This window comes from Microbacterium aurantiacum, assembly GCF_031625015.1.
GTDB lineage: Bacteria > Actinomycetota > Actinomycetes > Actinomycetales > Microbacteriaceae > Microbacterium > Microbacterium aurantiacum.
On sequence record NZ_JAHWXH010000001.1, the window covers coordinates 272001 to 295084 of the forward strand.

The window sequence follows — 23084 nt, forward strand, 5'->3', positions numbered from 1 at the left end:
AGCGTGGCAGCCGGTGGCCGCCGGGATCAGCCGAGCGACGGTGGCGACTGCGACCCGATTCTACGGGGCGGGCCCATGCACCACGAAGGCCGATGTCGAATGTTTACACAGCCGCAATACGATCGTGGAAGGGTCGGGGACAGTCAGAGGGGGACCAATGACCGCACACACGCGCGCCCGCGCCCATGCCGAGTTCATGCGGATCTGGGAAGAGGGGTACGTCGCGACCACGGCGACGTTCGACGCGATGCACATGCAGGGCGTTGCGATCCTCGACGGCGCTCCTCTGCGCGATGCAGAAGGGAGCCTGGACCGCGCACGCATCGTGCGCTGGATCGAGGATGCGACGCGCGGCATCCCTTACGCGCGGCTGCGCCTGATGCGCAGCCCGCTCGGACTGACGCCGCCCGCCTGGGTGCCGGATGCGTCGTTCGACGTGACGCACCATGTCCGCTTCGACGAGGGTGACATCCCTCTCTCTACGACCACGCTCCCCCGGCTCATCGGATGGGATGCCGGTCCGCTGACGCTCGCCCGTCCGTTGTGGCGCGTGACGTTCACGACGCTCGCGGACGGCCGGGTGGCGATGGGGCTGTTGATGCACCATTCCGGCGGCGATGCCCTGCGCACCCTGACCTTCCTCTCCGCTCTCACCGTGAGCAAGCCCAATGCCGCACCCAAGCCTGCGGCCGATCCGTTCGCGGAGGCGCGCGCGCCGCGCGTCGGCGGGGGGCTCGCCCTCCAGGCCCTGGCACAGTGGCGGGCGGAGCACGACGACCTCGGCAGCGCGCTGCGGGCGTGGGCCCGCCGGCCTCTGCTCCGGCGTGTGCGGCGCACCGCCGCGCGCATCCTCCGCCCCGTGCGGAACCGGAGTCGTGGCCACCGGCCGCCGGCCACGCATTCCGCCTTCCGGACGATCGCTGCGGGCGTCGTGCAGGACCACGCGCGGGCGGCGAACGCGTCCATGAACGAGATGATCGTCGCGTCCGTGCTGCGCGTCGCCGCGGGGAGCGACCTCGTGCAGGTGCGCGTGCCCGTGCTGCGCCGCCGTACCGAGGAGAGCCGGAACCGCATCAGCGACGTGCTCATCCGATCTGTTCCCACGCATCCGATCGCGGACGTCGCCGTCGATGTGCGCGGTCAGCTGGAGGCGGCCAAGGAGGATGGCGGAGCCGTGCGTCCCGCCGAGGACTCACCCGCGCGCGAGATCGGGTACGCCACCCTCGTGCCGTGGCTGTCACGGCCCCGGTATCTCAACGGAGCACGGGTCGAGGACCTCATCGTGCTGCCCGCGGCCCTCCCCGACGACGAACTGTCGATGTTCGCGATCCTGTATGCGGACAAGATCACCGTCACCGCGACCGCGCCGCGGAGCTCCGACGTCGAGCGAACCGTCGACCGGCTCGTCCAGGAGCTGGCGGGCTGAGCCGCCGGCTCCTGGACCCCCCAAGCGTGACCGGTCAGGCCACCGCCAGCGACGACCAGACAGCGTGTAGCCGGCCGGGGGTCGGGTACGGTGCGAGCGCGTCGAGCACGTCGTCGGGGAGCACGGTGGCCTGCGTGCCGTAGGACGTCGTATCAAGGGTGAAGGCCCCCGGGGGCGAGGTGCGGTTGGCGATCAGGGTGTCCTCGACCGCCGTGAAGCGCCATGACGAGCTCGCAGAGCCGAGCACGAGGGTGTCGGTGGCGACGACGTTGCTCGCGCTCCCCCACAGAGTGTTCTGCCCCACCATGACGTGGCGGTCCGGCGCGAGCGGGTAGCGCCCGGTGCCGCGCAGGCCGCCGACGAACAGCGAGTGATCGAGCGTGACCCCGCTGGTGTTGGCGAACTGCAGGATCTGCGAGCTGGACTGGAAGAAGACCGAGTCCTCGAAGACGAGGTTCGAGATCGTTCCACTGCCGCTGGTCTGCAGCGAGTCGGCGTGCGCCGAGCTCCCCGCTGCCTTGTAGGACGGGGCGACGTAGCAGCCGATCATCCGGACACCCGAGATCGGGCGGTTGTCACCGACCCGGAAGGCCATGCGGTCTTCGGTGTCGCTGGAGGAGAAGTTCAGCGCGTCGGGGATGACGCACTCCACCAACTCGACGTTGCGCACCTCGCGGATGCTCCCGGCGGCGCCGGCGGTGTTGGCGGTGATGTTCAGCGAGCTGAACGTCGACCACGCGAAGGCGACGTCCTGGCAGTTGCGCAGGAGGACGATCTTGTTGGAGAAGTCGAAGCCGGCGAACGTCGTCTTCCGTAGGCCGACGATGGAGTAGCCGCTGCTGGTGCGCGCGTCACCGGCGGCGGTGACACTCCCCCACCCCTGGGCGGGGACGATGAGGATGTTGGAGGTACGGCCCGCGGGCACTTCGACCATGGGACCGCCGGCGCTGGAGCCGGCGCCCCATCCATCGCCGAGGACACCGGGGGCGACCTCGATCTTCACCTTGCTGGTGACGGGCAGTCGGGCGGCCTGGTACATCGCGGCGCCGATGGCGTCCCAGTTCGCCGCGACGCGGTAGACGCGGTCGAACGCGTCCGTCGGCCGCGGGGTGTTCAGGGGCCAGTGGGTTCCGTCGGGGCCGGCGGAGCTCCATGCCTGGCCGAACGGCGCGATCGCGGAGGCTTGAGCGGGACCGCGCAGAGGAGCCGCCACGGCGGCCGTCGGAGCCGCGCTGGCGAGCAGCATGGCGGGGACCGACCACGCGCCGAGGCGGAGGATCGATCGCCGGTCGATACCGCGGGACGGTGTCGGGGAGGGAGACGAGGGGTGGGGGGAGGAGTGCATCATGCCGCCTTGCGTCGGGGGAGGAACCCAATACGGATGGTGTTGCTTGTGTGCATGGTAGGGCACACGTATATCTGCGTGACAGATGTGACGGACATTTTCTTTGGACGGAAATGCGGCGAAACAAAGGACGCCCCGGGATGATCCCGGGGCGTCCTTCAGTGAAATACGACGTCAGCTCTGGACGGATCCTGCGCGGCGTCGGGCCACAGCCGCGGTGACCGCGATCCCGCCGACGCCGATGATGCCGATGCCCAGCCACGCCATCTCGGCCGAGAAGACGCCACCGGTGACGGCCAGGCCGCCACCCGAGGCCGAGCCACCGGTGCCCGTGCCGGACGCGGCCGGAAGGGTCTCGGAAGCAACGGTCGCGCCCTCGGCGTCGACGACCGTGATCGTGTACGCGGCGGTCTGCGGCGGGGTGAAGGCGGCCGACACGGCACCGTCTTCGCCGGCGGTCTTGGTGACCGACGTGGAACCGGATGCCGACGCCGAGGCGACGGAGGCCAGAACGCCGGGGACGACCCCGGGGCCGGTGACCGAGAAGACGGTGGGGCCGGTGGGAAGGCCGACGCAGGCGATGGTGGAGGGGACGCCCGCGGTGAACGCGGCGGGCGAGACCGTGCACCCGGGGGCCGGGGCGACGGGGTAGGCGAATGCCGGGGTTGCGGAGCCGAGCGCGATGACGCCGGCGACCGCAAGAGCGGCGGCTGTCTTCTTGAGCATGGGACTCCTCTGAGTCTCGAGAGTGCTGATTGCTGGGGAGGTGTACTTCGATAATCAGTACGGTCGGGACAACGGCGGCCCACGCCCAACCTTAGCGAAAGCTGTATGCCGCCTGTGTTACATGTCGGTAAACAACACCCGATGCCGGGGAACTCTCAGCCGAAGAGCGTGCCGACCAGCGCCAGCGCGACGAAGACGGCGTTGTAGGTGATGTGCAGGAGCACCGCAGCCCAGATGCGGCCGGTGAGGAGCACGAGGGCGCCGCCGACGCCGGCGACGAGCACGAGGCCGACGATCGCGTCGACGCCGAGGGTTCCGGCAAGACCGTGGACGAGCACGAACGCCCCCGTCGTGACGAGCAGCGCGCCGATGCCGGCGGCGAGCTTCCCGACCGGGCGTCGGAGCACGGTGTAGAGGGCGACGAGCAGCACGCCGTGGAAGAAGAACTCCTCGAGCACCGGGGCGATGAGCACCGCGCCGAAGCCGTCGACGATCAGCCAGGTCGAGGGCAGCTGCCCGTCGAACACGGCATAGGAGGGGAATGCGGTGTCTCCCCCGCTCGCGGCGACGCCGCCCTGGATGAACCGGATCAGCACGCCGAGGACGACGCCGAACAGGAGGTCGACGGCGCGGAAGCGCAGCAGCCCCGCCGGACGCGACCGCGCGAAGCCCCACACGATCGGGACGGCGAGCGCGATCCACAGCACGACCGCAGCGAGCACGGCGGCGCCGGGAAGGACGACCCCGATCGCGGCCGAGCCGAGCAGGCCCGCGCCGAGCGAGAAGAGCGCGATCGCGAGAAGGCTTTCGCGCCAGCGCGCGACGCTCGATCCGCCCTGCCGCCAGTCGTTGCGACGCACACGACGTCGCCGCGAGCGCGAGGCCCCGGCATCCGTCTCCGCGTCGATGCCCGCATCCACGGCGGTGTCGGTCTCGGTCGCCTCGCTAGTCTGGTCCGGCACGCGCCCACGCTACCCTGCCCCGGAGACCCCGCCATGTTCGAGATCCTCACGGTGTGCACCGGCAACATCTGCCGCTCGCCCCTCGCGCAGCTCCTGCTCGACGCGCAGCTCGCCCCGCTCGGCGGGCGCGTCTCGAGCGCCGGCACCCGCGGAGCCGCCGGCGCGACCATGACCCCCGAGGCCGTGCAGCTGGCGACGGATGCCGGAATCCCCCTCGATTCCGCGACCGCCCACCGGGCCCGCTACCTGACCGAGCCGATGGCGGGCGAGCCCGATCTGCTCCTCGCGATGACGCGCGAGCACCGCCGCACCCTCGCCGAGTACGCACCCGGACGGCTCCGTCACTCGTTCACCGTGCGCGAGTTCGCGCGCCTGGCCGCCGCGGCGAACGACGACGACATCCGCGCCGCCGCCGACGAGGCCGGGCCGGATCCCCGGGCGCGGGTGCGCGCGATGGCCGCGGCCGTCGCGTCGTACCGCGGGGTGGCCGAGCCGCTCGCCGACCCCGCCGACGACGACGTCGTCGACCCGTACCGCCGGTCGTGGCAGACCTACCAGCTGTCCGCCCAGCAGCTGACGCCCGCGGTCGCCGAGGTCGTCCGCGCCGTCCGCCTGGCCGTCGCCCCCGCCTGACCCGCCCCGGCGGGGAAAAATCTGCTCCCGAAAAACATCGAGGCCCTGTTCATGGGAGTCGGCGCGCTGGTCGGACGCTTCGCCTCCGGCAAGGTCGATGTCCGCGGACTGACCGATGCCCTGACCGGACGCCGGTCGTCATGAGCGGGGCCGCCCCGGGCCGGATCGTCGTCCGTGACCGGGTGACTCAGAAGGTCACCGAGGCGGTTGCCGCATCGATCATCGGCGTGGACCGGGATCAGGTCAGCGCCACCGTGAGCGGCTCCCGCGGAGCCCTCGGGGTGCAGCTGCGGTCCCCGTTCCCGGTCCCGCCGCTCGACGACACCGCTGCGATCGCCGCCGCCGGCCCGGTCCTCGACCGGGCGGCGGACGTGCAGACGGATGTCGCGCATCGCCTCGCCGAGATCCTCGGCCGCAACGTCGTCCGGGTCGACGTCACCATCACCGGCGCCGTCACCCCCATCAGAAGGAGAGTCCGATGAGCAGTCCCGTCCTCCGACGGGTCGTGCGCCGCGAGACCCACTCGCCCCGTACGGTCGCGATGATCGTCGCGGTGATCGTGGTGATCCTCGCGCTCGTCTACGTCGGCACCGAGATCGTCCTGAGCGTCCTCGGTCAGCCCGCGCTGCTCCTCGGCCCGGCGGCCGCGTTCACGGGTGTCGTGGGTCTTCCCACCGACGTCCCGGCGGGCATCAGATCGGCACCACCATGGGATTCATCGGATTCCTCATCCTCGGACTTCTCGCCGGCGCGATCGCCAAGCTCATCCTCCCGGGCAAGCAGGGCGGCGGCTGGTTCATCACGCTGATCCTCGGCGTCGTCGGAGCCCTCCTCGGCGGATGGCTCGGCGGGCTCATCTTCGGGGTCAACCTGAACGAGTTCTTCTCGCTCTCCACCTGGGCGCTCGCGATCGGTGGATCGATCATCGTCCTGCTGATCTACGGCCTCATCTTCGGCCGCAAGAAGGCCTGACACACACCCGCAGTCATGCCGCGCCGCGCGGGGGCGATATCCGAACGGATGCCGCCCGCGCGCGGTTTTCGCGTCCCCGGTACCGTCCACCTACCTCCTGGATGCCCCCGCGTCAAGACGCAACACCGACCCGCGCAGACTGCGATTCTGTTCTCCGAAGCTTCCGCACCCGCACCCCTGCGCGGCCGAGGCCGAGCTTGAGGTTGAACTCACCATGACGCGAACCGCCGAGATGTCCGACGCCCTCCAGGGCGCGGTCGACCGTGGCGAGATGGTGCCGTGGTTCCAGCCGCAGTACGACCTCCGCACGTACCGTCTGGTGGGCGCGGAGGTGCTGTGCCGCTGGGATCACCCGGAGTGGGGCCTCATCCGACCGAATGACTTCATCCCGCTCGCCGAAGAGACGGGCATCATCGACGAGATCGGGCAGTGCATGACCGAGCACGCCCTCACCGCGATCGGCGAGTGGCGCATCGACATCTCGGTGAACGTCTCTCCGGTACAGCTGCAGGATGCCGAGTTCACCTCCTGGCTCGAAGCCGCCCTGTCCCGCGCCCGGCACCCCGCGAAGCGACTGACGGTGGAGATCACCGAGGGCCGCGACCTCGGCAACGTCCCGCCGCTGGTCGCCCGCCTCGATCGCCTGCGGAGCCACGGTGTCGGCATCGCCATCGACGACTTCGGTGCCGGTCACGCCTCGCTCGCCCAGGCTCGCCGCCTGCACGCGACCGAGCTGAAGATCGATCGCCACCTGACCGGCGACGACTCCCCCGAGACCACGGCGCAGATCGCGAAGGCCGTCGCCTTCGCCCGCGACGCCGAGCTCCGCACCGTCGCCGAGGGTGTCGAGACGACCGCGCAGCTGCACCGCGTGCGGCAGCTCGGCTGCGACCGCGGACAGGGGTATCTGTGGAGCCGGCCCGTCCCGCACGACGAGATGGCCCGGATGATCGCCGCGTCCTGACACGCGACGGTCAGGTGGCACCGCGTACAGTGAATCCCACGTGACCCGTCGGACGCAGCGTGCGTCTCTCCGAGTTGGGTAGAGAGACGATCGTCATGACCATCACCGAAGTCGACTTCACCTCCGCAGCGCCCAGCGGCGATCCCCTTCTCCGCAACAATGTCACCGTCAGCGGCGACATGACCGGCCCGACCATCGTGTTCGCGCACGGGTTCGGCTGCAGCCAGGAGACGTGGAATCTCGTCGCCCCGCAGTTCGAGGCCGACCACCGGGTCGTCGTCTTCGACCACGTCGGCGCCGGCAGCTCCGACTGGAACGCGTACGACCGGGTGAAGTACAACTCCCTCGAGGGCTACGCCGCCGACGTCGTCGAGATCCTCGAGGCCCTCGATGTGACCGACGTCACCTTCGTCGGCCACTCCGTCGGGTCGATCATCGGCGTTCTCGCCGCCAACCGCGCGCCCGAGCGGTTTCGCCGACTCGTCCTCGTGAGCCCCTCACCGTGCTATCTCAACGACGACTCCTACCAGGGCGGGTTCGAACCGCACGACATCACCGCGCTCCTGGAATCGCTCGAGGCGAACCACCTCGACTGGTCGCGGCAGACCGCGCCGATGATCATGGGCACGCCCGACCGCCCGGCGCTCGGCGACCGGCTCACCGACAGCTTCTGCCGCGTCGACCCGAAGATCGCCGCCCACTTCGCGCGCGTGACCTTCACCTCCGACAACCGCGATGACCTCGATCGTGTGTCGGTCCCGACCCTCGTGCTGCAGACTCGGCAAGACGCCATCGCGCCGCCAGCCGTCGGCCGCTATGTCCACGAATCGATCCCCGCGAGCCGGTACGTTGAACTGGACACGACCGGTCACGTGCCGGTCCTCTCCGCCCCCGACCAGGTGGTCCGCAGCATCCGGGAGTTCATGACATGAGCACGACGGATGCCGCGTGGTACGACCAGGCACCCTGCGGCCTGCTCTCGACCCACCTCGACGGAACCATCGTCGACGTCAACGAGACCCTGCTCCGGTGGACCGGGCACGAGCGCACCCAGCTGATCGGCCAGCCGTTCACCCTGTTGCTCGACCGCGGCGGGCAGATGTTCTTCGAGACCCGGCACCGCCAGCTCCTGCACCTCCAGGGTGCGGTGGATGAGGTGTCGCTGACCATCCGCACGACGGCCGGCGCGGACCTCCCCGTGCTCGTGAACGCCGCCCGGGACGAGGATGCCGCGCTGATCCGTTTCGCGATCCTCAACGCGACCGGGCGCGTGCAGTACGAGCGCGAGCTCGTCACCGCCCGCCGGATCGCCGAGGAGTCCGCGCAGCGCGTGCGGATCCTGCAGGAGGTGTCGACGGCGTTCGGGGTGAGCGCCACCGACGAGGACGTCGCGCTGACCTTCGCGGCCGTCGCGCGCGAGGCGTTCGCGGCCCGCGAGACCGGGGTGTTCCTCCTCGACGACGCCGGCGAGCTGGCGCTGGTCGCCGGCGCCAACCCCCTCGAGGGCAAGGTCGCGCCCGTCCGGGAGCTCCGCGAGACCACCCTCGTTACCGTCGTCCACGACGATGACGCGCTGTTTCCCGACGTCGCCCGCGCGCTGCGCGAGGAGGACCTGTCGAGCCTCAGCGTCATGCCGCTGTCGGCGGAGGGCGAGCGCCTGGGCGTGCTCGTGTGCTTCTTCGCCACCCGCTCCGATTTCGACGCGCACTTCTTCGACTTGCAGCAGGCGCTGGGGCGTCAGGCTTCGCAGACGCTGCAGCGCGTGCGCCTGCAGCGTCGCCTCGCGGTGCTGGCCCTCCACGACCAGCTCACCGGCGTCGCGAACCGCCAGCTGCTGCAGCTCACGCTCGACGAGGCCCTGGTCACTGCGACGACGGCGGGCGTTCCGCTCGCGGTGCTGTTCCTCGACATCGACGATTTCAAGAGCATCAACGACTCGTTCGGGCACGCCACCGGCGACATGGTCCTGATCGAGCTCGCCACGCGTCTGCGCGAGGGTGTCCGCGCCGGCGACGTGGTGGGCCGCATCGGCGGCGACGAGTTCGTCGCGCTCTGCCCGGGCACCGACGCGATCGCGGCCGAAGCGATCGCCGAGCGGATCCTCGCCGTCTGCCGGAAGCCCATCGAGGTGCCGAACGGTGTCATCTCGGCATCCGTCAGCGTGGGCCTGTCACTCTTCGACCCCGACATCGACGCGCCCGAGACCGGAGCGCAACTGCTCGTCCGCGCGGATGCCGCGATGTACGACGCGAAGCGGGCCGGCAAGGACCGCGTGACCGTCAGCGCCGCGTAGCAAACCAGAACTATCTGTCGCGCTATTTCCACTTGTATCCTGTAAAGGGAAACAATGGAGCCGACATGACGGGCTACGGCGCCGAAACGAATGATTGGCCCTCGCACGGTCATGACGTCGTTCCCTGGCGCCAGGAGCGCCGTGGAGGAAGTCGCGAGGACCGCACCCTCACCGAGGTGACAACCTCCGTTCCGCCGTTCATCGCCGAGCTCGACTACACCGTCCCCGCCGACCTCACACGACTGAGCGAGCGCGCCCTCGTGGCTCTCGGCGCCATGGACGGCGAGGCCGCGAGTCAGCCGGCAGCCATGGCGCGATTCATGATCCGCAGCGAGTCGGTCGCCTCCTCCCGGATCGAGCGCGTCTCGGCGACTGTCGAGGACTTCGCGCGCGCCCTGGCCGGCCAGAAGTCGAATTCGTCGGCGGTCAGCATGGTCGCCGCCAGCTCCGCCCTCTCGTCGATGATCGCGGCAGCGGGCACCCACGGCGCAATCACTCGCGACGACATCCTCCGCGCCCACGAGGCGCTGATGCGGGATGACCCGAGCGAAGGGCCCTACGCGGGAAAGCTGCGAGACAGCCAGAACTGGATCGGTGGCAGCGACCACAGCCCTCTCACCGCGCTCTACGTCCCCCCCGATCACGCGCGCGTGCCCGCGCTGCTCGACGACCTGCTCGCGTTCGCGAACAGGGACGATCTGCCGACGCTCGCGCAGGCGACGATCGCGCACGCGCAGTTCGAGTCGATCCATCCCTTCGGGGACGGCAACGGTCGAACGGGTCGCGCCCTGATCGGTGCGATACTCCGGCGACGGGGCATCACCGCGCGGACGGTGGTGCCCGTGGCCAGCGGCCTGCTCGCCCGACGCGACGAGTACTTCGACGCGCTCGGGAGCTACCGACGCGGGAGCGTGCGGCCACTGATCGAGCTGATGCTCCGCTCGACGGTCGTCGCGGCAGAGGAGGGGCGCGTGTCGATGCAGAGGATCGCACGCCTCCCCGGGCGGTGGGAGGTGCAGGCCGATGCCCGGCGGGGATCGATGGCGGCCCGGCTGATTCCCGCTTTCTTCGACAACCCGGTGATGGGCGTCGCCGAGATCGAACGCATCGCGGGCCCGGTATCGCCTCGGCTCTACTCCGCCCTCGATCGCCTGGAAGGAGTGGGGGTTGTCCAGGAGATCACCGGACGCAAGCGGGACCGCGTTTGGGCGGCCGTCGATCTCATGGCCGAGCTCGACGATCTCGACGCGCGCATCGCCGCCGCGATGCAGCCCCGGTGACAGGCCGGCGGTGACTGCTCCCTCGAGCAGCCACCACCGTCCTTCCCGCACGCGCGCCGGCAAGGACCGCGTCACCGTCAGCGCCGCGTAGACCCGCGGACCGGGCGGCGGCGGAACACCGGCTCGGCCTCGGCCTCCTCCTCCGGGGTGGCGATGCGGAAGGCACCGGCCGCCTCCGTCTCGATGGCGCGTCGCCCCTGTCCGCGGGTGGCGCGGAGGCTCACCACGATCGAGACCGTGATGATCGTCGCGACGACGGCGAGGCTGACGGTGGTGGGGATGTAGAGCACGTCCAGGAGCAGCATCTTGATGCCCACCCAGATCAGCACGAACGACAGACCGACCTTCAGGTACACGAACCGGTGGATGAGGTCGGCGAGGAGGAAGTACATCGCGCGGAGTCCGAGGATCGCGAACGCGTTCGCGGTGAAGACGAGGAACGGCTCGGAGGTCACGGCGAAGATCGCCGGGATGGAGTCGACCGCGAAGACGATGTCGGTGATCTCGACGAGCACGAGGACCGCCAGCAGCGGGGTCGCCACGACCACGCCAGCCTTGCGGATGAGGAACTTCTGCCCGTGGTAGGCATCCGTCATCGGCAAGAACCGACGGAAGAGCTTCAGCACCCGCGACTTCTCGGGGTGGACGTGCTCGTTCCGCGAGCGGAACATCCGCCACCCCGTGTAGATGAGGAAGGCGGCGAAGACGTAGAGCACCCAGGAGAAGTTCTCGATGAGCGCGGCGCCGGCGGCGATGAAGATGCCGCGGAAGACGAGGGCGCCGAGGACGCCGAGGAAGAGCACCCGGTGCTGGAACTCACGGGGCACGGCGAAGGCGGCGAAGATGATCGCCCAGACGAAGACGTTGTCGACTGCGAGCGACTTCTCGATGAGGTAGCCGGCGAAGTACTGCTGGCCGAACTCGGCACCCCAGATCGACCAGATCACCACGCCGAAGGCGACGCCGAGGGTGACCCACACGACCGACCAGATCGCCGCTTCCCGCACGCCGATGACGTGGGCTTTGCGGTGCGCGACGAGGTCGACGACCAGCATGGCGAGGATGACTCCGAGGACGGCGAACCACGCCCACAACGGAACAGACATGACAAAGACCTCCGCATGATTGCGAAGGTCTCATCGGCCGTTCGGCCCTGCGCACCGGGTCCCACCGAGGGACCGTAATGACGATGCGGAGCGAGGATTACTCCCCTTCTGCGGGATAGATAACACGACATCGGTGTCGTGTGTCAAGCCGGATGCTCGGAATCCTCGGCGGGGTTGCCGGCGAATGCCTCGAGGAGCTCGCCGATGTGGTGCCCCTTATCGAGCGGATGCCGGAGCGGTCGGTCCGGGTTGAGGCGGTAGACGTTGCGGCGGCCGATGCGCTCGCGTGCGAGGTAACCCTCGGCCTCGAGTTCGCCGACGATGCGGAGCGCGGCCCGCTCGGTGATCCCGACGAGGGCGGCGACGTCTTTCAGGAGGATCTCCGGATTCGCCGCCACGCACAGCAGCACGTGCGCGTGGTTGGTCAGGAAGGTCCACTGCGCCATCCGCTCAGACTACCCGCGCGCCCTCCGAGACCGGATGGTGAAAACATGACTAATGAAACCTGCTATGTTTTTCGTGTTTTGAGTATCCGGTCATGAAAGGCGTCTGATGGAACTGGTGCTGATCGTCGTCGCGCTGGCCACCCCCTGGGTGGGCGCGATCCTGGCCGCCGCCCTTCGCCCGGCCGACCTCGGGGCACGTGCCGCCGCGTGGGCCGCCGGCGTCGGAACGCTCGCCGCCGTCGCGGCCGGGCTCGCCGCCGCCCTCGGCCTCACCTCCCCCGCGGGGCCGGCCGATGCGCTCGCCCACGTGATGCTGATCCTTGTGCTGGGCCTGAGCGCCCTCATCCAGGCGTATGCCCTGCGCTTCCTCCGGGGCGACCTGCGGCAGCGGTGGTTCGCCGTGTGGGCCGGGGCGCTGACCGGCAGCACCGCGGTGCTCGTCACGGCGCAGACGGTCGTGGTCTTCACCCTCGCCTGGGTCGCCGCGGGTATCACCCTCGTGCTGCTGCTCGCCACCTACCGCTCACTCCCGCAAGCGCGCCAGGGCGTGCGGCGCGCGGCGTGGAGCTTCGCGATCGCCGATGCCCCGCTCGTGATCGCGGCCGTCGTGCTCGTGATCGCCGCGGGAGGCGACGCCCGCCTCGACGACCTCGCCACCGTCGCGGCCGCCCTTCCGGACGCCACCGCGGTGATCCTCGCGCTCCTCGTGGTCGTCGCCGCTCTCGGTCGGTCGGCGCAGATGCCCTTCCACCGGTGGCTGCCGGCGACGCTGTCGGCGCCGACGCCCGTCTCCGCTCTCCTGCACGCCGGGGTGGTGAACGCCGGCGCGACCCTCCTCATCCGCTTCTCACCTCTGGTCGCCCCGGCGGCGGTGGCGATGGCGGTGGTCTTCGTCGCCGGCGCGGCGACGCTCGTCTACGCCACGGTGGTGCGGCTGGTGAAGACCGACGTGAAGGGGCGGCTGGTCCACTCCACCGCGGGGCAGATGGGCTTCATGATGATGGCCGTCGGGCTCGGCGCGTTCGCCGCGGCGGTGTTCCACCTCGTCGCGCACGGTCTGTACAAGTCGACCCTGTTCCTCTCCGCCGGCACCGGTGTGGCCGCGGGTGCCGAGAAGCGCGCGTGGCCGGCCCCGTCCCCCGCATCCGCGAAGACCACCACCGCGGCCGTCCTCATCGGCTCCGCGCTGACGATCGGCGTGCTGGTGGCGGGTAAGGCGCTGATCGCTCCCGCGACGACCCCGGTGAGCCTCGCCCTGCTCGCCTTCCTCGCGTGCACCGCGATCGTCGCGGTCGCCGCGGGACTCCGGCGACGGATGTCGCTGCGCACCGTCGCCGCGGCGGCCGTGGTCGTGGCGGCCCTCGGTCTGTCGTACATCGCCGCCGTCGGATGGTTCGAGCAGCTGATCCCCACCCCGTCCGGGACGCAGGCGCCGTCGCCGTGGCTGCTCGTCATCCCCGCGGTGCTCCTCATCGCCATCGAGCTGATGAGTCGCTCACCGCGGTTCGCCCCGGCCCTCTCCTCCGCGGTGTACGCCCGCGCCCTCGCCGCATCCACCGTCCCCACCCCCGACCCGGGCGGCGCGACCCGCCCGCGCACCCCGCCACTCACGAAGGAGGTCGCACGATGACCCTGCTCATCCACGCGCAGGTGGCCCAGGCCGCCCGCGACACCGTCGCCGGTTGGCCCATCGCCTCGTTCATCGCCACGAACCCGCTCGCGCCCTACGAGGCGACGCGGTTCGATCACGCCGCGGCGCCCGGCACGCACCTCACCCTCCCCACGGAGTCGTACCGCGCCGCGTTCGCCTCCGGACGCATCACGCGGGACGGCCTCGTCCTGGCCCTCCGGGCACGCGGGGCAGAGCTGCGGGAGGTGCCCCCGTTCACCGGCGCCCTCGCCCATCTTTCGCCCGACGACGTCCTGATCGAGGACATGCTCCACGCCGACGTCCCTACCACGCCGGCGCCCGCGACCCCGACCGACCCGGTCGCCGACCTCGTCGTCCCGTGGCTTGCCGCCTTCCTCGACCCCGACCCGCAGTGGCAGCTCCCCGAGCGCGACCGGGGCTTCTACGCCGCGTGGCGCGCGCTCGCGACCCACGACCCGCGGATGTCGCGGCCCGCGCGTCGTCGGCTGCGGGATGCCCCCGAGCAGGCCTCGGCGGCGATCGCCGCATGCTTCACCGCGTGGGGCACGCGCGACGCCGACCGCGTCGCGCTGCTGACGGCGGAGCTCGCCGCCCTCCCCGGGTGGACGGGATACCTCAAGTGGCGCGGCGAGCACGACGGCGACATCGACCTCACCGAGTACCTCGCGGTGCGGCTCACCGTCCGCCTCCTCCTCGACCTCCCGCCGGCCACCGAACGGCCCGACCCCGACGCCGCCACCACCGAGCCCACGCCGACTCCCGGCGCCGAGGTTCTCGCCCGCGCCGTGCGCCTCGCCGACACGCTCGCCCCCGGGGCGACACCCGCCGACGTCGCGACGCTCGCGCGGCTCCTCGCGCTGCATCCGCTCGACGACCACCCGTTCACATGGCAGGCGGCGTACGAGGGGCACTACCGGCGCGACCTCCTCGCGTCGCTGACCCCGCACCCCCTCGCGCCCGCCGCCCCGCACACGCAGGTGGTGCTGTGCATCGACCCGCGGTCGGAGGGACTCCGGCGGCACCTCGAGACGGATGCCGGCGTCGAGACGTTCGGGTTCGCCGGGTTCTTCGGCGTCCCCATCCGCTTCGCGACCTACGAGGGCCGCGGCTCGATCGACTCGCTCCCGGCGCTGCTCCAGCCGAAGCACGCCGTCACCGAGGCTCCCGCGGACCCCGACCGGGCGCGCGCCCGCACGCGCGGACTCCGGGCGCTGGATGCCGCATCCCACTCGCTGCACGTGACCGAGAACGCCACGGCCACACCGTTCGCGCTCGCGGAGGCGACGGGGTTCCTGTTCGGGGTGTCGTCGGTCGTCCGCACCCTCGCTCCGTCGCTGCACCACACGCTCACGCGCCGGTGGCGGGACCGCATCGCCCCACCGGTCGACTCCCGCGTCACGATCGCGTCGGCGTTCTCCGTCGAAGAGCGCGCGACGCTCGCCGAGGCGGGGCTGCGGATGATGGGACTCGGCCGGTTCGCGCCGCTGGTCGTCCTCGCCGGACACGGCTCGGTGAGCACGAACAACCTGTACCAGGCGGCTCTCGACTGCGGCGCATGCGGCGGCAACCCCGGGGCGGTGAACGCCCGGGCGGCGGCCGAGATCTTCAACGACCCCGACGTGCGCGCGATCCTCGCCGCGCGGGGCCTCGAGATCCCCGCGGGCACCCGCTTCGTCGCGGCGCTCCACGACACCGTCGCCGATCGGGTCACGATCCTCGACCCGCACCTCATCCCCGACTCGCACGCGCCACTCGTCGCCCAATTCACCGCCCGGGCGGATGCCGCGGCCGACGGCCTCGTCCGCGAGCGCGCCGTCGATCTCCCCGGCGCCGACCCGATGGACTCGCTCGCGAAGCTCCGGGCGCGCGCCCACGACTGGGCGGAGGTGTATCCCGAGCTCGGTCTCGCTGGGAACGCGGCGATGATCATCGGCCCGCGCGAGATGTCCCGCGGCGCGAACCTGCGCCGGCGGGTGTTCCTGCACTCGTACGAGGCCGCCCTCGACCCGGAGGGTGCGGGACTCGAGACAATCCTCACCGCGCCGGTCGTGGTGGCCCAGTGGATCAACCACCAGTACTACTTCTCGACTCTGAACCCCGACATCCTGGGTGCCGGCACGAAGACGATCCACAACGCCATCGGCGGCATCGGTGTGCTCGCCGGGCACAGCGGCGACCTGCAGCGCGGGCTCCCCCGCCAGTCCGTCGCCGTGGGCGACGAGCTGCTGCACGAGCCCCTCCGTCTGAGCGTCATCGTCCAGGCCCCGATCGACCGGATATCGGCGATCGTGTCGGGTAACCAGGTGCTCCGCGACCTGTTCGACAACGAGTGGATCAGCCTCACCGCGCGCTCCTCGTCCGCCGACCCCTGGTGGACCTACACCGCCCTCGGCTGGGCTCCGACGCCCACCACGACCCCCACCCCGACGCCCGCCGCGCCCCCCACCCTCACGAGAACGGAGACCCCGTGATGCACGGACTCACCAAGATGATCAAAGTCGAGATCGTCGTGCCCGGAAAGGATGCCGCCCCCATCCGCTCGCTGATCACCGCGTCGGGTGCGACGGGGTACACGGCGGTGTCCGGAGTGTCGGGTCTCGGCCACCACGGCCCGCACTCCGGGGCGCTGCTGTTCAACGACTACGACACCCTGACGATGTTGATCACCGTCCTCCCGCCCGAGCGCGCGGACGACCTCATCGGCGCGGCGAAGGAGCTTCTCACCACCCGGAGCGGGGTGATGTTCGTCACCGAGACCTTCGTGAGCAGGCCCGAGTACTTCCAGTGACGGCGTCGCCGTACCTCGGTGAGGTCGTCGCCTTCGCGACCATGCACGGCAAGGAGCGCCTGGCCCGCGAGGCGTTCCACGACGTGCTCGGCGCGCGGGTCCTCGCGCCCGCCGGGCTCGACACCGACGCCTTCGGCAGCTTCTCCGGCGAGGTTCCGCGCACGCGGAGCCCGCTCGACACCGCCCGCGCGAAGGCACGGCTCGCGCTCGCCAGGAGCAACGCGAGCGCCGCACTCGCGAGCGAGGGGAGCTTCCGTTCCGACTTCGGATGGCTGACCCGACACCAGGAGCTCCTGGTGTTCGTCGACGACGTGCGGCGGATCGAGCTCGTCGAGGTGTTCACCGGGCCGGTCGACCTCCCGCCCGCTCGCGACGTCACGACCGGCGAGCGTGCCGTCGCGTTCGCGGAGACGATGGGCTTCCCGCGGCAGGGCGTCATGGTGCACGCCGACCGCGCGCAGGGGACGGAGGTGGCGAAGGACCTGCGGACGCCCACCGCGCTCGCCGAGCATGTCGACCGCCTCGCGCGCGAGGGCGCGTCGCTCACGATCACTCCCGACTACCGCGCGCACCGCTCCCCCGCACGCTCCGACGTGATCCGCCGCCTCTGCGTCCGGATGGCCGAGCGCCTCGCGACCCCCTGCCCCGCGTGCGCGGCGCCCGGGTACGGCCGCACCGACGTGCGCCGCGGGCTCCCGTGCCAGGGCTGCGGCGAGCCCACAGAACTCCCGATCGCCGACGTCCACGGCTGCGCCTCCTGCGACGCGACCCACCTCGTGCCCCGCACCCCACCGCTCGCCGAGCCCCGGTGGTGCGACGGCTGCAACCCCTGACGCTCGCGCGTTTCCTCCGGCGCCATATGCGCGACTCCTGAGCGAAACATGAGCTGTGAGAGGATGTGCGGACTGGGGCTGTGACCACAGACGCAACACGAGAGGTGGGCATGGAGCTCACGGATTACATACGCATCCTGCGCAAGAACTGGCTGATCATCGTCCTGGCGACCGTTCTCGGCGTCGGCGCAGCAGCCGGTTATTCGCTCACCCGCACCCCGATGTACGAGGCGCAGAGCACCGTCTTCGTGTCGTCGCAGGCCGGCACCTCAATTGGCGAGTTGCAGCAAGGTTCGAACTTCACGCAGGGTCGCGTCGCCACCTATACCAATCTGGTGTCGACCCCGCTCGTGATGAACCCCGTCATTGCCGAGCTCGGCCTCGGCACCACTGCTGGCGGCCTCGCCGGAATGGTGTCGGCTTCCAGCCCCCTGAACACCACTCTGATTACGATCACGGTCGAGAACGCCGACCCGATCCTCGCGGCGAACATCGCCAACGCGATGGCGGCGAGCCTCACCTCCGCGGTCGAGGCGATCGAGACCCCGAACGGCACCGACACCAGCCCGGTCCGCCTCACGCGGGTGAAAGACGCGATCCCGCCGCTCAGCCCCTCGAGCCCGAACGTTCCCCTGAACATCGCCCTCGGCGCCCTTGTGGGCCTCGCCCTCGGCGTCGGCGTCGCCGTGCTCCGCGCGGTGCTCGACACCAAGGTCCGTTCGCCCCGCGACGTCGAGCTGGTCACCGACCGGCCGATGATCGGCGCGATCGCGTACGACCCGAAGGCCAAGGAACGCCCGCTCATCGTGCACGCCGACCCGCTCAGCCCACGGGCCGAGTCGTTCCGCGCGCTGCGCACGAACCTGCAGTTCCTCGACATGGGCGGCCGCGCGTCGTTCGTGGTCACCTCGAGCCTCCCGAGCGAAGGCAAGTCGACGACCGCGATCAACCTCGCCATCGCCCTGGCCGATGCCGGCAAGCGCGTGGCCTTGCTCGACACCGACCTCCGCAAGCCCAAGGTCGCCGAGTACCTCGGCATCGAGGGCGGCGCGGGCCTCACCGACGTGCTGATCGGTCGCACCCGCGTGGGCGACGTCATGCTCCCGTGGGGTCAGCGGAGCCTCTTCGTCCTCCCCGCCGGCAAAATCCCGCCGAACCCGAGCGAGCTGCTCGGGTCACCCCAGATGCACACGCTGCTCGAGGTTCTCGAGCGCGACTTCGACGTCGTCATCTGCGATGCTCCCCCGCTTCTTCCCGTGACGGATGCCGCGATCCTCGCTAAGGCGACCAGCGGCGCGATCCTCGTCGTGTCGTCCGGCCGCCCGACCCGCCACCAGCTCGGCGGCGCGATCGACGCCCTCGAGACGGTCGATGCGAAGGTCGCCGGCATCGTCATGTCGATGGTCCCCACCCGCGGTCCCGACTCGTACGCCTACGGCTACGGGTATGGCTACGGCTATGGCTACATGCAGGAGCCCGCGAAGAAGGCCAAGGCACCGAAGCCCGCGAAGGGCCCGAAGCAGGCCCGCCGCGGCCAGCGCGCCGCCGCGCCGGTGCAGAACGACCCCGCCATGGCCGCACAGCTCGGCTTCGGCGACACTCCCCCGCAGATGACGGATGCCGCACCGCCGACACCGGCGCTGCGTTCCGAACGCTCCTGACCCGACGGCGTGCGCTCCCCAGCTACTCCCTCGTCAGCGCGATGGCTTGCCATCGCGCTGACCGGCGTCCTCGCGGTCGGTGTCGGCGTACTCGCGGTCGCGGCCTACCAGCATGCGAATCCCGACCTCTCCGATCTCTCGGCGGAGCCTGCTCCGACGTTCGACCTCGGCGTCGAGACGACCGAGCCGACACCCGAGGTGACGCAGACCGCCGAGGCGATCGCGCGCTCTGAGGAGCGCTTCTTCGCGATCGGTGACGGAGCGTGGTGGCGCGCGACCGCCGGATCGTGCGGCACCACCGAGCCGCTCATCGAACGCTCGACGGATGCCGGTGCCACCTGGACCGACGTCACCCCCCGCTACCGTGCCATCGGCCAGATCGCGAGCCTCGACTCGCTCGCCGGCACCGAGGCCGAGATGGTCAGCGCGATGGGTGAGGCGTGCGAGACGCAGGCGCTTCGCACGTACACGCAGGGCACTTACTGGGACTCGTACCCCGACGTCCTCCCCGCGATCCGCTACATCGACCCGGTCGACCCCGCCGTCGTCCACATCGGAGGCGGCCAGACCACCGACGCCCCGTGCGCGAACCCCACGGGCCTTCGCGCGAGCGGCGACGTCGTCGCCCTGATCTGCGACGGCACCGCCCACCGCTGGACTGACGGAGCCTGGCAGCCGGTCGAGGTCGCGGGGGCGACCGCGCTCGCTGCCACTCCCCCGTCGCTCCTGGTCGCGCACACGGATGCCGCGTGCCCCGGCGTCGCCATCACCGAGGTCGCCGACACCACGGCGCTGGTGGGTTGCCTGCCCGAGGCCGATCCGTCCGCGCCGCTGGCGCTCACGCGTGACGGCGGGGCAGTACGAGCGTGGTCGGGCGAAACCGTGAGCGAGGTTGCAGCGCCATGAGCGAGCCGGGGGGCATCGGGGAAGTGAACAGTCGGGAACGTCGCGTAACCGACGTCGTCACGCAACAGAGCGGTAACAGCGCGCGTAGTAACCTGCAAGAAGGCTGGGAGCCAGAAAGGCAGGTGCGGGTGACGTCTGACACACGCGTCGCCGAAGCAACGTCCGCTTCGAGCACCACGAGCGAAGATTCGATTCCTGCACCGGCCATCGCCGCACCGCCTCTCAGCGCGCGCGGCGACGCCGCCGGTTGGCGCCGCACCTACAGCCGTATCCTCTGGTTCAGCGACCTGTTCGTCCTCGTGTGGGCCGTATACGGGTCGCAGCTGCTGTGGTTCGGCTTCGGCAACGTCGAAGTGGCGATCCGCGCCGACTCTCGCATCACCGAGTTCTCTTACTGGTTGTTCTCGGGTGGCCTAGTTCTTGCCTGGATGTGGGTTCTGGCACTCGTCGATTCACGAAGCCATCGCACCGTGGGAACCGGCAACGCGGAATACGTCCGCGTTGTCGATTCGAGCTTGCGGCTCTTCGGCGCGATCGCGATCATCGCGTTCCTCGCCCGCGTAGACGTGGCGCGGGGCTACCTCCTGATCGCGCTTCCCCTCGGCATCGTCGCGCTGCTGCTCACCCGGTGGCTCTGGCGCCAGTGGCTCATCGCGCAGCGCATGCGCGGGAACTACTCCGCGAGAATGATCCTGGTCGGATCCGTCGATTCGGTAACCCAGGTCGCGCGCGAACTCCAGCGCGCTCCGCGCGCCGGCTACACCGTCGTAGGCGCCTGCACGCCGAGCGGGACTGTGGGCGACGTCGTCCCCGGGACGTCTATTCCCATGATGGGGAGCGTCAACGCGGTCGATCGCGCAATGGAACTGACTGGCGCCGACACTGTCGCCGTGACCAGCACCGACGAGCTGCCTCCGGACAAGGTCAAGCAGATCTCGTGGGGCCTACAGGCGGGGCGCCAGCACCTCGTCCTCGCGCCCAGCATCATCGACATTGCGGGCCCGCGTCTTCACACGCGACCGGTCGCCGGCCTCCCTCTCATTCACGTCGAGACGCCTCGTTTCAGCAAGGGCCAGCTCTTCCTGAAGCGGATGCTGGACTGCTGCGCGACGGTGGTCGGTGTGATTCTCCTGAGCCCCCTCCTCGCCTTCCTCGCGATCAGCATTCGACTCTCGTCCGAGGGCCCCGTGCTGTTCCGGCAGACGCGCATCGGCCGCGGCGGCAAAGAATTCACCATGCTGAAGTTCCGCTCCATGGTGACGAACGCCGAAGAGCTACTTGAGAAACTCCAGCGCGAGCGCGAAAAGCAGGGTATCGACTCGGGCAACGAGGTCATGTTCAAGATGAAGAACGACCCGCGCGTCACGCCTATCGGCCGAATCATGCGTCGCTACAGCCTGGATGAGTTGCCCCAGCTATTCAACGTCCTCGGAGGATCGATGTCACTTGTCGGCCCCCGACCTCCGCTTCCGAAAGAAGTGGAGCAGTACGCATCACACGTGCACCGGCGTTTCCTGGTCAAGCCAGGCATCACAGGCCTCTGGCAGGTCAGCGGCCGGTCGACTCTGTCGTGGGAGGACACAGTCCGACTGGATCTTTCGTACGTAGAGAACTGGACGATGGTCGGGGACCTGACCATCCTGGCCAAGACAGCGAAAGCCGCCCTCGCCCCAGGTGAGTCTGCACATTAGAAGCCCAACTCACCCGAAGACTTCGCAGTGAACGGGGCAGGAAAACAGATATGTCACAGGCAGTCTGCGGGCATCGCGTTCGACCCGCATTCGAGAAGACGGACGAATGACTAGCGCACGATCCAACGGCTTGTGGGCCGTTTCGCAACAGCTCATCACCGTCGGCCTGTCTGGCATTTTCAGCATTGCCTTGATCAGGGTTCTCCCGGTGTCAGAGTTTGGCATCTTCTCCTACGCCACAACACTCGCAGCACTAGGCGTGTCAATTATGACCGGCGGTATGCAGGCGCTCGCGGTTCGCGAACTCCGAGGCCAAAAGCACGACCGCAGGATCGTGCTCGGCGCAGTCTTCTTTATTCGTGAAGCGATAGCTCTCGTCGTCTACGCCCTTTTTGTGATTTATTCCTCCGCGTTCGTGGGAGGCGGAGTAGCACTCCCCGCGGCGTTTGCTTGCCTCGCAGTGCTCGCACGCGTGGTCGATGCACCAGAGTTGGTCTTTCAAGCTGATCTGAGAACCAAAACGCCGGCTCTGATTCGCAGCCTCGTCGGCATCGGTTTCTTTGCAATCAGAATGATCGCCATCTTCACATGGCCCTCGCTCGAGCTCTTCATCGGCCTGTTCGTGCTTGAACAGCTGATCGCGGGACTTACGATTCTGCTGGCCTACTCACGTGCTTACGGCCCGAATCCATTCAGCTGGCCGGAGGTGGACTACACCCGAACTATGGCTAAGCACTCTGCGCCGCTGTCACTCTCTGGGATTGCAAACCAAGTCAACCTGCGTGCAGACGTGGTGATATTGCAAACCCTCTCAGGGTCCATCAGCGTTGCGCTCTACTCCGCCGCCGCGCGACTGAGCGAGCTCTTGTATGTGATCCCTACTGCCTACATGTCCGCGACATTTCCCAGCCTGCTCGACCTGAAGAACCACAACAAGACAGCTGAGTACCGCAGAGCGCTCGAGGTAGGATTCTCCGGAGCCTTTTACCTTGGCGTCAGCGTTGCAGTAGCAATATGGTTCAGCGCAGACTGGATCGTATCGCTGCTGTTTGGCCCCGATTACGCCCAGTCCGCCCGAGTCCTTCAAATACACGTTTTAGCGTGTCCCTTTGTGTTCATGGCCGCAGTTTTGAGCAAATGGATCGTAGCCGAGGGCCTTCTCTGGATCTCATTCCTTCGTCACGCTATCGGCGCAACGCTCGCAGTCACGTTAAACCTTGCCCTGATCCCAACGTACGGAATCGACGGTGCCGCGTGGGCGACGGTCGCGTCCTACAGTGCGGCATCGTACCTTTTCTGCTTTTTCTCGCGGCCCACCTTCGGGATCGCCCTCACGATGACCCGCGCACCTCTGGTGCCGCTACTCCATTTCACTTCCCGACTGAGAGGCAAGAGCTAATC

At 69.5% G+C, this 23084-nt stretch carries 21 protein-coding genes; 16 read left to right on the forward strand and 5 right to left on the reverse strand.

What is annotated here, in order from left to right; translation table 11 throughout:
- Positions 1-157 precede the first annotated feature (157 nt).
- On the forward strand, positions 158-1426 hold the full coding sequence (locus KZC50_RS01200) for a wax ester/triacylglycerol synthase domain-containing protein (RefSeq protein ID WP_310890312.1): 1269 nt from the start codon (positions 158-160) through the stop codon (positions 1424-1426).
- A 34-nt stretch (positions 1427-1460) separates the two neighbouring features.
- Here the strand turns inward: KZC50_RS01200 and KZC50_RS01205 are convergent, their stop codons facing one another.
- From KZC50_RS01205 to KZC50_RS01215, 3 genes are all read right to left on the reverse strand, one after another.
- A complete protein-coding gene (locus tag KZC50_RS01205) occupies positions 1461-2771 on the reverse strand; it encodes a hypothetical protein (protein ID WP_310890313.1) in 1311 nt (436 codons plus the stop codon).
- Positions 2772-2945: 174 nt separating this feature from the next.
- The gene (locus KZC50_RS01210) at positions 2946-3497 is read right to left on the reverse strand and encodes a hypothetical protein (protein WP_310890314.1); all 552 of its coding nucleotides are present in this window, start codon (positions 3495-3497) and stop codon (positions 2946-2948) included.
- A 155-nt stretch (positions 3498-3652) separates the two neighbouring features.
- Complete coding sequence (locus KZC50_RS01215) at positions 3653-4459, reverse strand: CPBP family intramembrane glutamic endopeptidase (protein ID WP_310890315.1); 807 nt, start codon at positions 4457-4459, stop codon at positions 3653-3655.
- 33 nt (positions 4460-4492) lie between these two features.
- On the opposite strand from KZC50_RS01215, the gene KZC50_RS01220 reads away from it, so the two are divergent.
- The 7 genes from KZC50_RS01220 (at position 4493) to KZC50_RS01250 (ending at position 10601) form a co-directional block, all read left to right on the forward strand.
- Positions 4493-5092 (forward strand): arsenate reductase/protein-tyrosine-phosphatase family protein, encoded by a 600-nt coding sequence (locus tag KZC50_RS01220; protein WP_310890316.1) that lies wholly within the window; start codon positions 4493-4495, stop codon positions 5090-5092.
- A gap of 140 nt (positions 5093-5232) precedes the next feature.
- Complete coding sequence (locus KZC50_RS01225; RefSeq protein ID WP_310890317.1) at positions 5233-5574, forward strand: hypothetical protein; 342 nt, start codon at positions 5233-5235, stop codon at positions 5572-5574.
- Between the two features lie 226 nt (positions 5575-5800).
- Entirely contained in the window at positions 5801-6064 is a 264-nt protein-coding gene (locus KZC50_RS01230; RefSeq protein ID WP_301134916.1) for a GlsB/YeaQ/YmgE family stress response membrane protein, read from the forward strand.
- A gap of 214 nt (positions 6065-6278) precedes the next feature.
- On the forward strand, positions 6279-7028 hold the full coding sequence (locus KZC50_RS01235) for an EAL domain-containing protein (RefSeq protein WP_310890318.1): 750 nt from the start codon (positions 6279-6281) through the stop codon (positions 7026-7028).
- A gap of 95 nt (positions 7029-7123) precedes the next feature.
- On the forward strand, positions 7124-7960 hold the full coding sequence (locus tag KZC50_RS01240) for an alpha/beta fold hydrolase (protein WP_310890319.1): 837 nt from the start codon (positions 7124-7126) through the stop codon (positions 7958-7960).
- Entirely contained in the window at positions 7957-9321 is a 1365-nt protein-coding gene (locus tag KZC50_RS01245; RefSeq protein WP_310890320.1) for a sensor domain-containing protein, read from the forward strand. The genes KZC50_RS01240 and KZC50_RS01245 overlap by 4 nt, the downstream gene beginning before the upstream one ends.
- Before the next feature lie 176 nt (positions 9322-9497).
- Complete coding sequence (locus tag KZC50_RS01250) at positions 9498-10601, forward strand: Fic family protein (protein WP_310890321.1); 1104 nt, start codon at positions 9498-9500, stop codon at positions 10599-10601.
- 77 nt (positions 10602-10678) lie between these two features.
- On the opposite strand, the gene KZC50_RS01255 is transcribed toward KZC50_RS01250, so the two are convergent.
- Positions 10679-11707, reverse strand: coding sequence for a TerC family protein (locus tag KZC50_RS01255; protein ID WP_310890322.1), 1029 nt, complete (start codon positions 11705-11707; stop codon positions 10679-10681).
- A gap of 143 nt (positions 11708-11850) precedes the next feature.
- Positions 11851-12153 (reverse strand): helix-turn-helix transcriptional regulator, encoded by a 303-nt coding sequence (locus KZC50_RS01260; protein WP_310890323.1) that lies wholly within the window; start codon positions 12151-12153, stop codon positions 11851-11853.
- Between the two features lie 106 nt (positions 12154-12259).
- Between KZC50_RS01260 and KZC50_RS01265 the strand changes: the two genes are divergently transcribed.
- From KZC50_RS01265 to KZC50_RS01300, 8 genes are all read left to right on the forward strand, one after another.
- Positions 12260-13783: a proton-conducting transporter transmembrane domain-containing protein gene (locus KZC50_RS01265; RefSeq protein ID WP_310890324.1), complete on the forward strand. Its 1524-nt coding sequence runs from the start codon at positions 12260-12262 to the stop codon at positions 13781-13783.
- Positions 13780-16275 carry a DUF2309 domain-containing protein gene (locus KZC50_RS01270; RefSeq protein WP_310890325.1) on the forward strand — a complete coding sequence of 832 codons (2496 nt, stop codon included), beginning with the start codon at positions 13780-13782 and terminating at the stop codon, positions 16273-16275. The genes KZC50_RS01265 and KZC50_RS01270 overlap by 4 nt, the downstream gene beginning before the upstream one ends.
- Positions 16275-16592, forward strand: a complete 318-nt coding sequence (locus tag KZC50_RS01275; protein WP_053548601.1) for a P-II family nitrogen regulator — start codon at positions 16275-16277, stop codon at positions 16590-16592. Before KZC50_RS01270 ends, KZC50_RS01275 begins: the two co-directional genes overlap by 1 nt.
- Positions 16589-17425 carry a DUF6671 family protein gene (locus KZC50_RS01280; protein WP_310890326.1) on the forward strand — a complete coding sequence of 279 codons (837 nt, stop codon included), beginning with the start codon at positions 16589-16591 and terminating at the stop codon, positions 17423-17425. Before KZC50_RS01275 ends, KZC50_RS01280 begins: the two co-directional genes overlap by 4 nt.
- A gap of 110 nt (positions 17426-17535) precedes the next feature.
- Positions 17536-19086: a tyrosine-protein kinase domain-containing protein gene (locus tag KZC50_RS01285; RefSeq protein WP_310891510.1), complete on the forward strand. Its 1551-nt coding sequence runs from the start codon at positions 17536-17538 to the stop codon at positions 19084-19086.
- Positions 19087-19095: 9 nt separating this feature from the next.
- On the forward strand, positions 19096-19992 hold the full coding sequence (locus tag KZC50_RS01290; RefSeq protein WP_310890327.1) for a hypothetical protein: 897 nt from the start codon (positions 19096-19098) through the stop codon (positions 19990-19992).
- The gene (locus KZC50_RS01295) at positions 19989-21683 is read left to right on the forward strand and encodes a sugar transferase (RefSeq protein ID WP_310890328.1); all 1695 of its coding nucleotides are present in this window, start codon (positions 19989-19991) and stop codon (positions 21681-21683) included. The genes KZC50_RS01290 and KZC50_RS01295 overlap by 4 nt, the downstream gene beginning before the upstream one ends.
- Before the next feature lie 106 nt (positions 21684-21789).
- Positions 21790-23082 carry a flippase gene (locus KZC50_RS01300; RefSeq protein ID WP_310890329.1) on the forward strand — a complete coding sequence of 431 codons (1293 nt, stop codon included), beginning with the start codon at positions 21790-21792 and terminating at the stop codon, positions 23080-23082.
- Positions 23083-23084 lie beyond the last annotated feature (2 nt).

Bases quoted from the DNA above. Each gene is read 5' to 3' on its own strand.
- KZC50_RS01200 (WP_310890312.1), top strand. From the start codon at position 158: ATGACCGCACACACGCGCGCCCGCGCCCATGCCGAGTTCATGCGGATC.
- KZC50_RS01205 (WP_310890313.1), bottom strand. From the start codon at position 2,771: ATGCACTCCTCCCCCCACCCCTCGTCTCCCTCCCCGACACCGTCCCGC.
- KZC50_RS01210 (WP_310890314.1), bottom strand. From the start codon at position 3,497: ATGCTCAAGAAGACAGCCGCCGCTCTTGCGGTCGCCGGCGTCATCGCG.
- KZC50_RS01220 (WP_310890316.1), top strand. From the start codon at position 4,493: ATGTTCGAGATCCTCACGGTGTGCACCGGCAACATCTGCCGCTCGCCC.
- KZC50_RS01225 (WP_310890317.1), top strand. From the start codon at position 5,233: ATGAGCGGGGCCGCCCCGGGCCGGATCGTCGTCCGTGACCGGGTGACT.
- KZC50_RS01230 (WP_301134916.1), top strand. From the start codon at position 5,801: ATGGGATTCATCGGATTCCTCATCCTCGGACTTCTCGCCGGCGCGATC.
- KZC50_RS01235 (WP_310890318.1), top strand. From the start codon at position 6,279: ATGACGCGAACCGCCGAGATGTCCGACGCCCTCCAGGGCGCGGTCGAC.
- KZC50_RS01240 (WP_310890319.1), top strand. From the start codon at position 7,124: ATGACCATCACCGAAGTCGACTTCACCTCCGCAGCGCCCAGCGGCGAT.
- KZC50_RS01245 (WP_310890320.1), top strand. From the start codon at position 7,957: ATGAGCACGACGGATGCCGCGTGGTACGACCAGGCACCCTGCGGCCTG.
- KZC50_RS01255 (WP_310890322.1), bottom strand. From the start codon at position 11,707: ATGTCTGTTCCGTTGTGGGCGTGGTTCGCCGTCCTCGGAGTCATCCTC.
- KZC50_RS01260 (WP_310890323.1), bottom strand. From the start codon at position 12,153: ATGGCGCAGTGGACCTTCCTGACCAACCACGCGCACGTGCTGCTGTGC.
- KZC50_RS01265 (WP_310890324.1), top strand. From the start codon at position 12,260: ATGGAACTGGTGCTGATCGTCGTCGCGCTGGCCACCCCCTGGGTGGGC.
- KZC50_RS01270 (WP_310890325.1), top strand. From the start codon at position 13,780: ATGACCCTGCTCATCCACGCGCAGGTGGCCCAGGCCGCCCGCGACACC.
- KZC50_RS01275 (WP_053548601.1), top strand. From the start codon at position 16,275: ATGCACGGACTCACCAAGATGATCAAAGTCGAGATCGTCGTGCCCGGA.
- KZC50_RS01285 (WP_310891510.1), top strand. From the start codon at position 17,536: ATGGAGCTCACGGATTACATACGCATCCTGCGCAAGAACTGGCTGATC.
- KZC50_RS01295 (WP_310890328.1), top strand. From the start codon at position 19,989: ATGAGCGAGCCGGGGGGCATCGGGGAAGTGAACAGTCGGGAACGTCGC.
- KZC50_RS01300 (WP_310890329.1), top strand. From the start codon at position 21,790: ATGACTAGCGCACGATCCAACGGCTTGTGGGCCGTTTCGCAACAGCTC.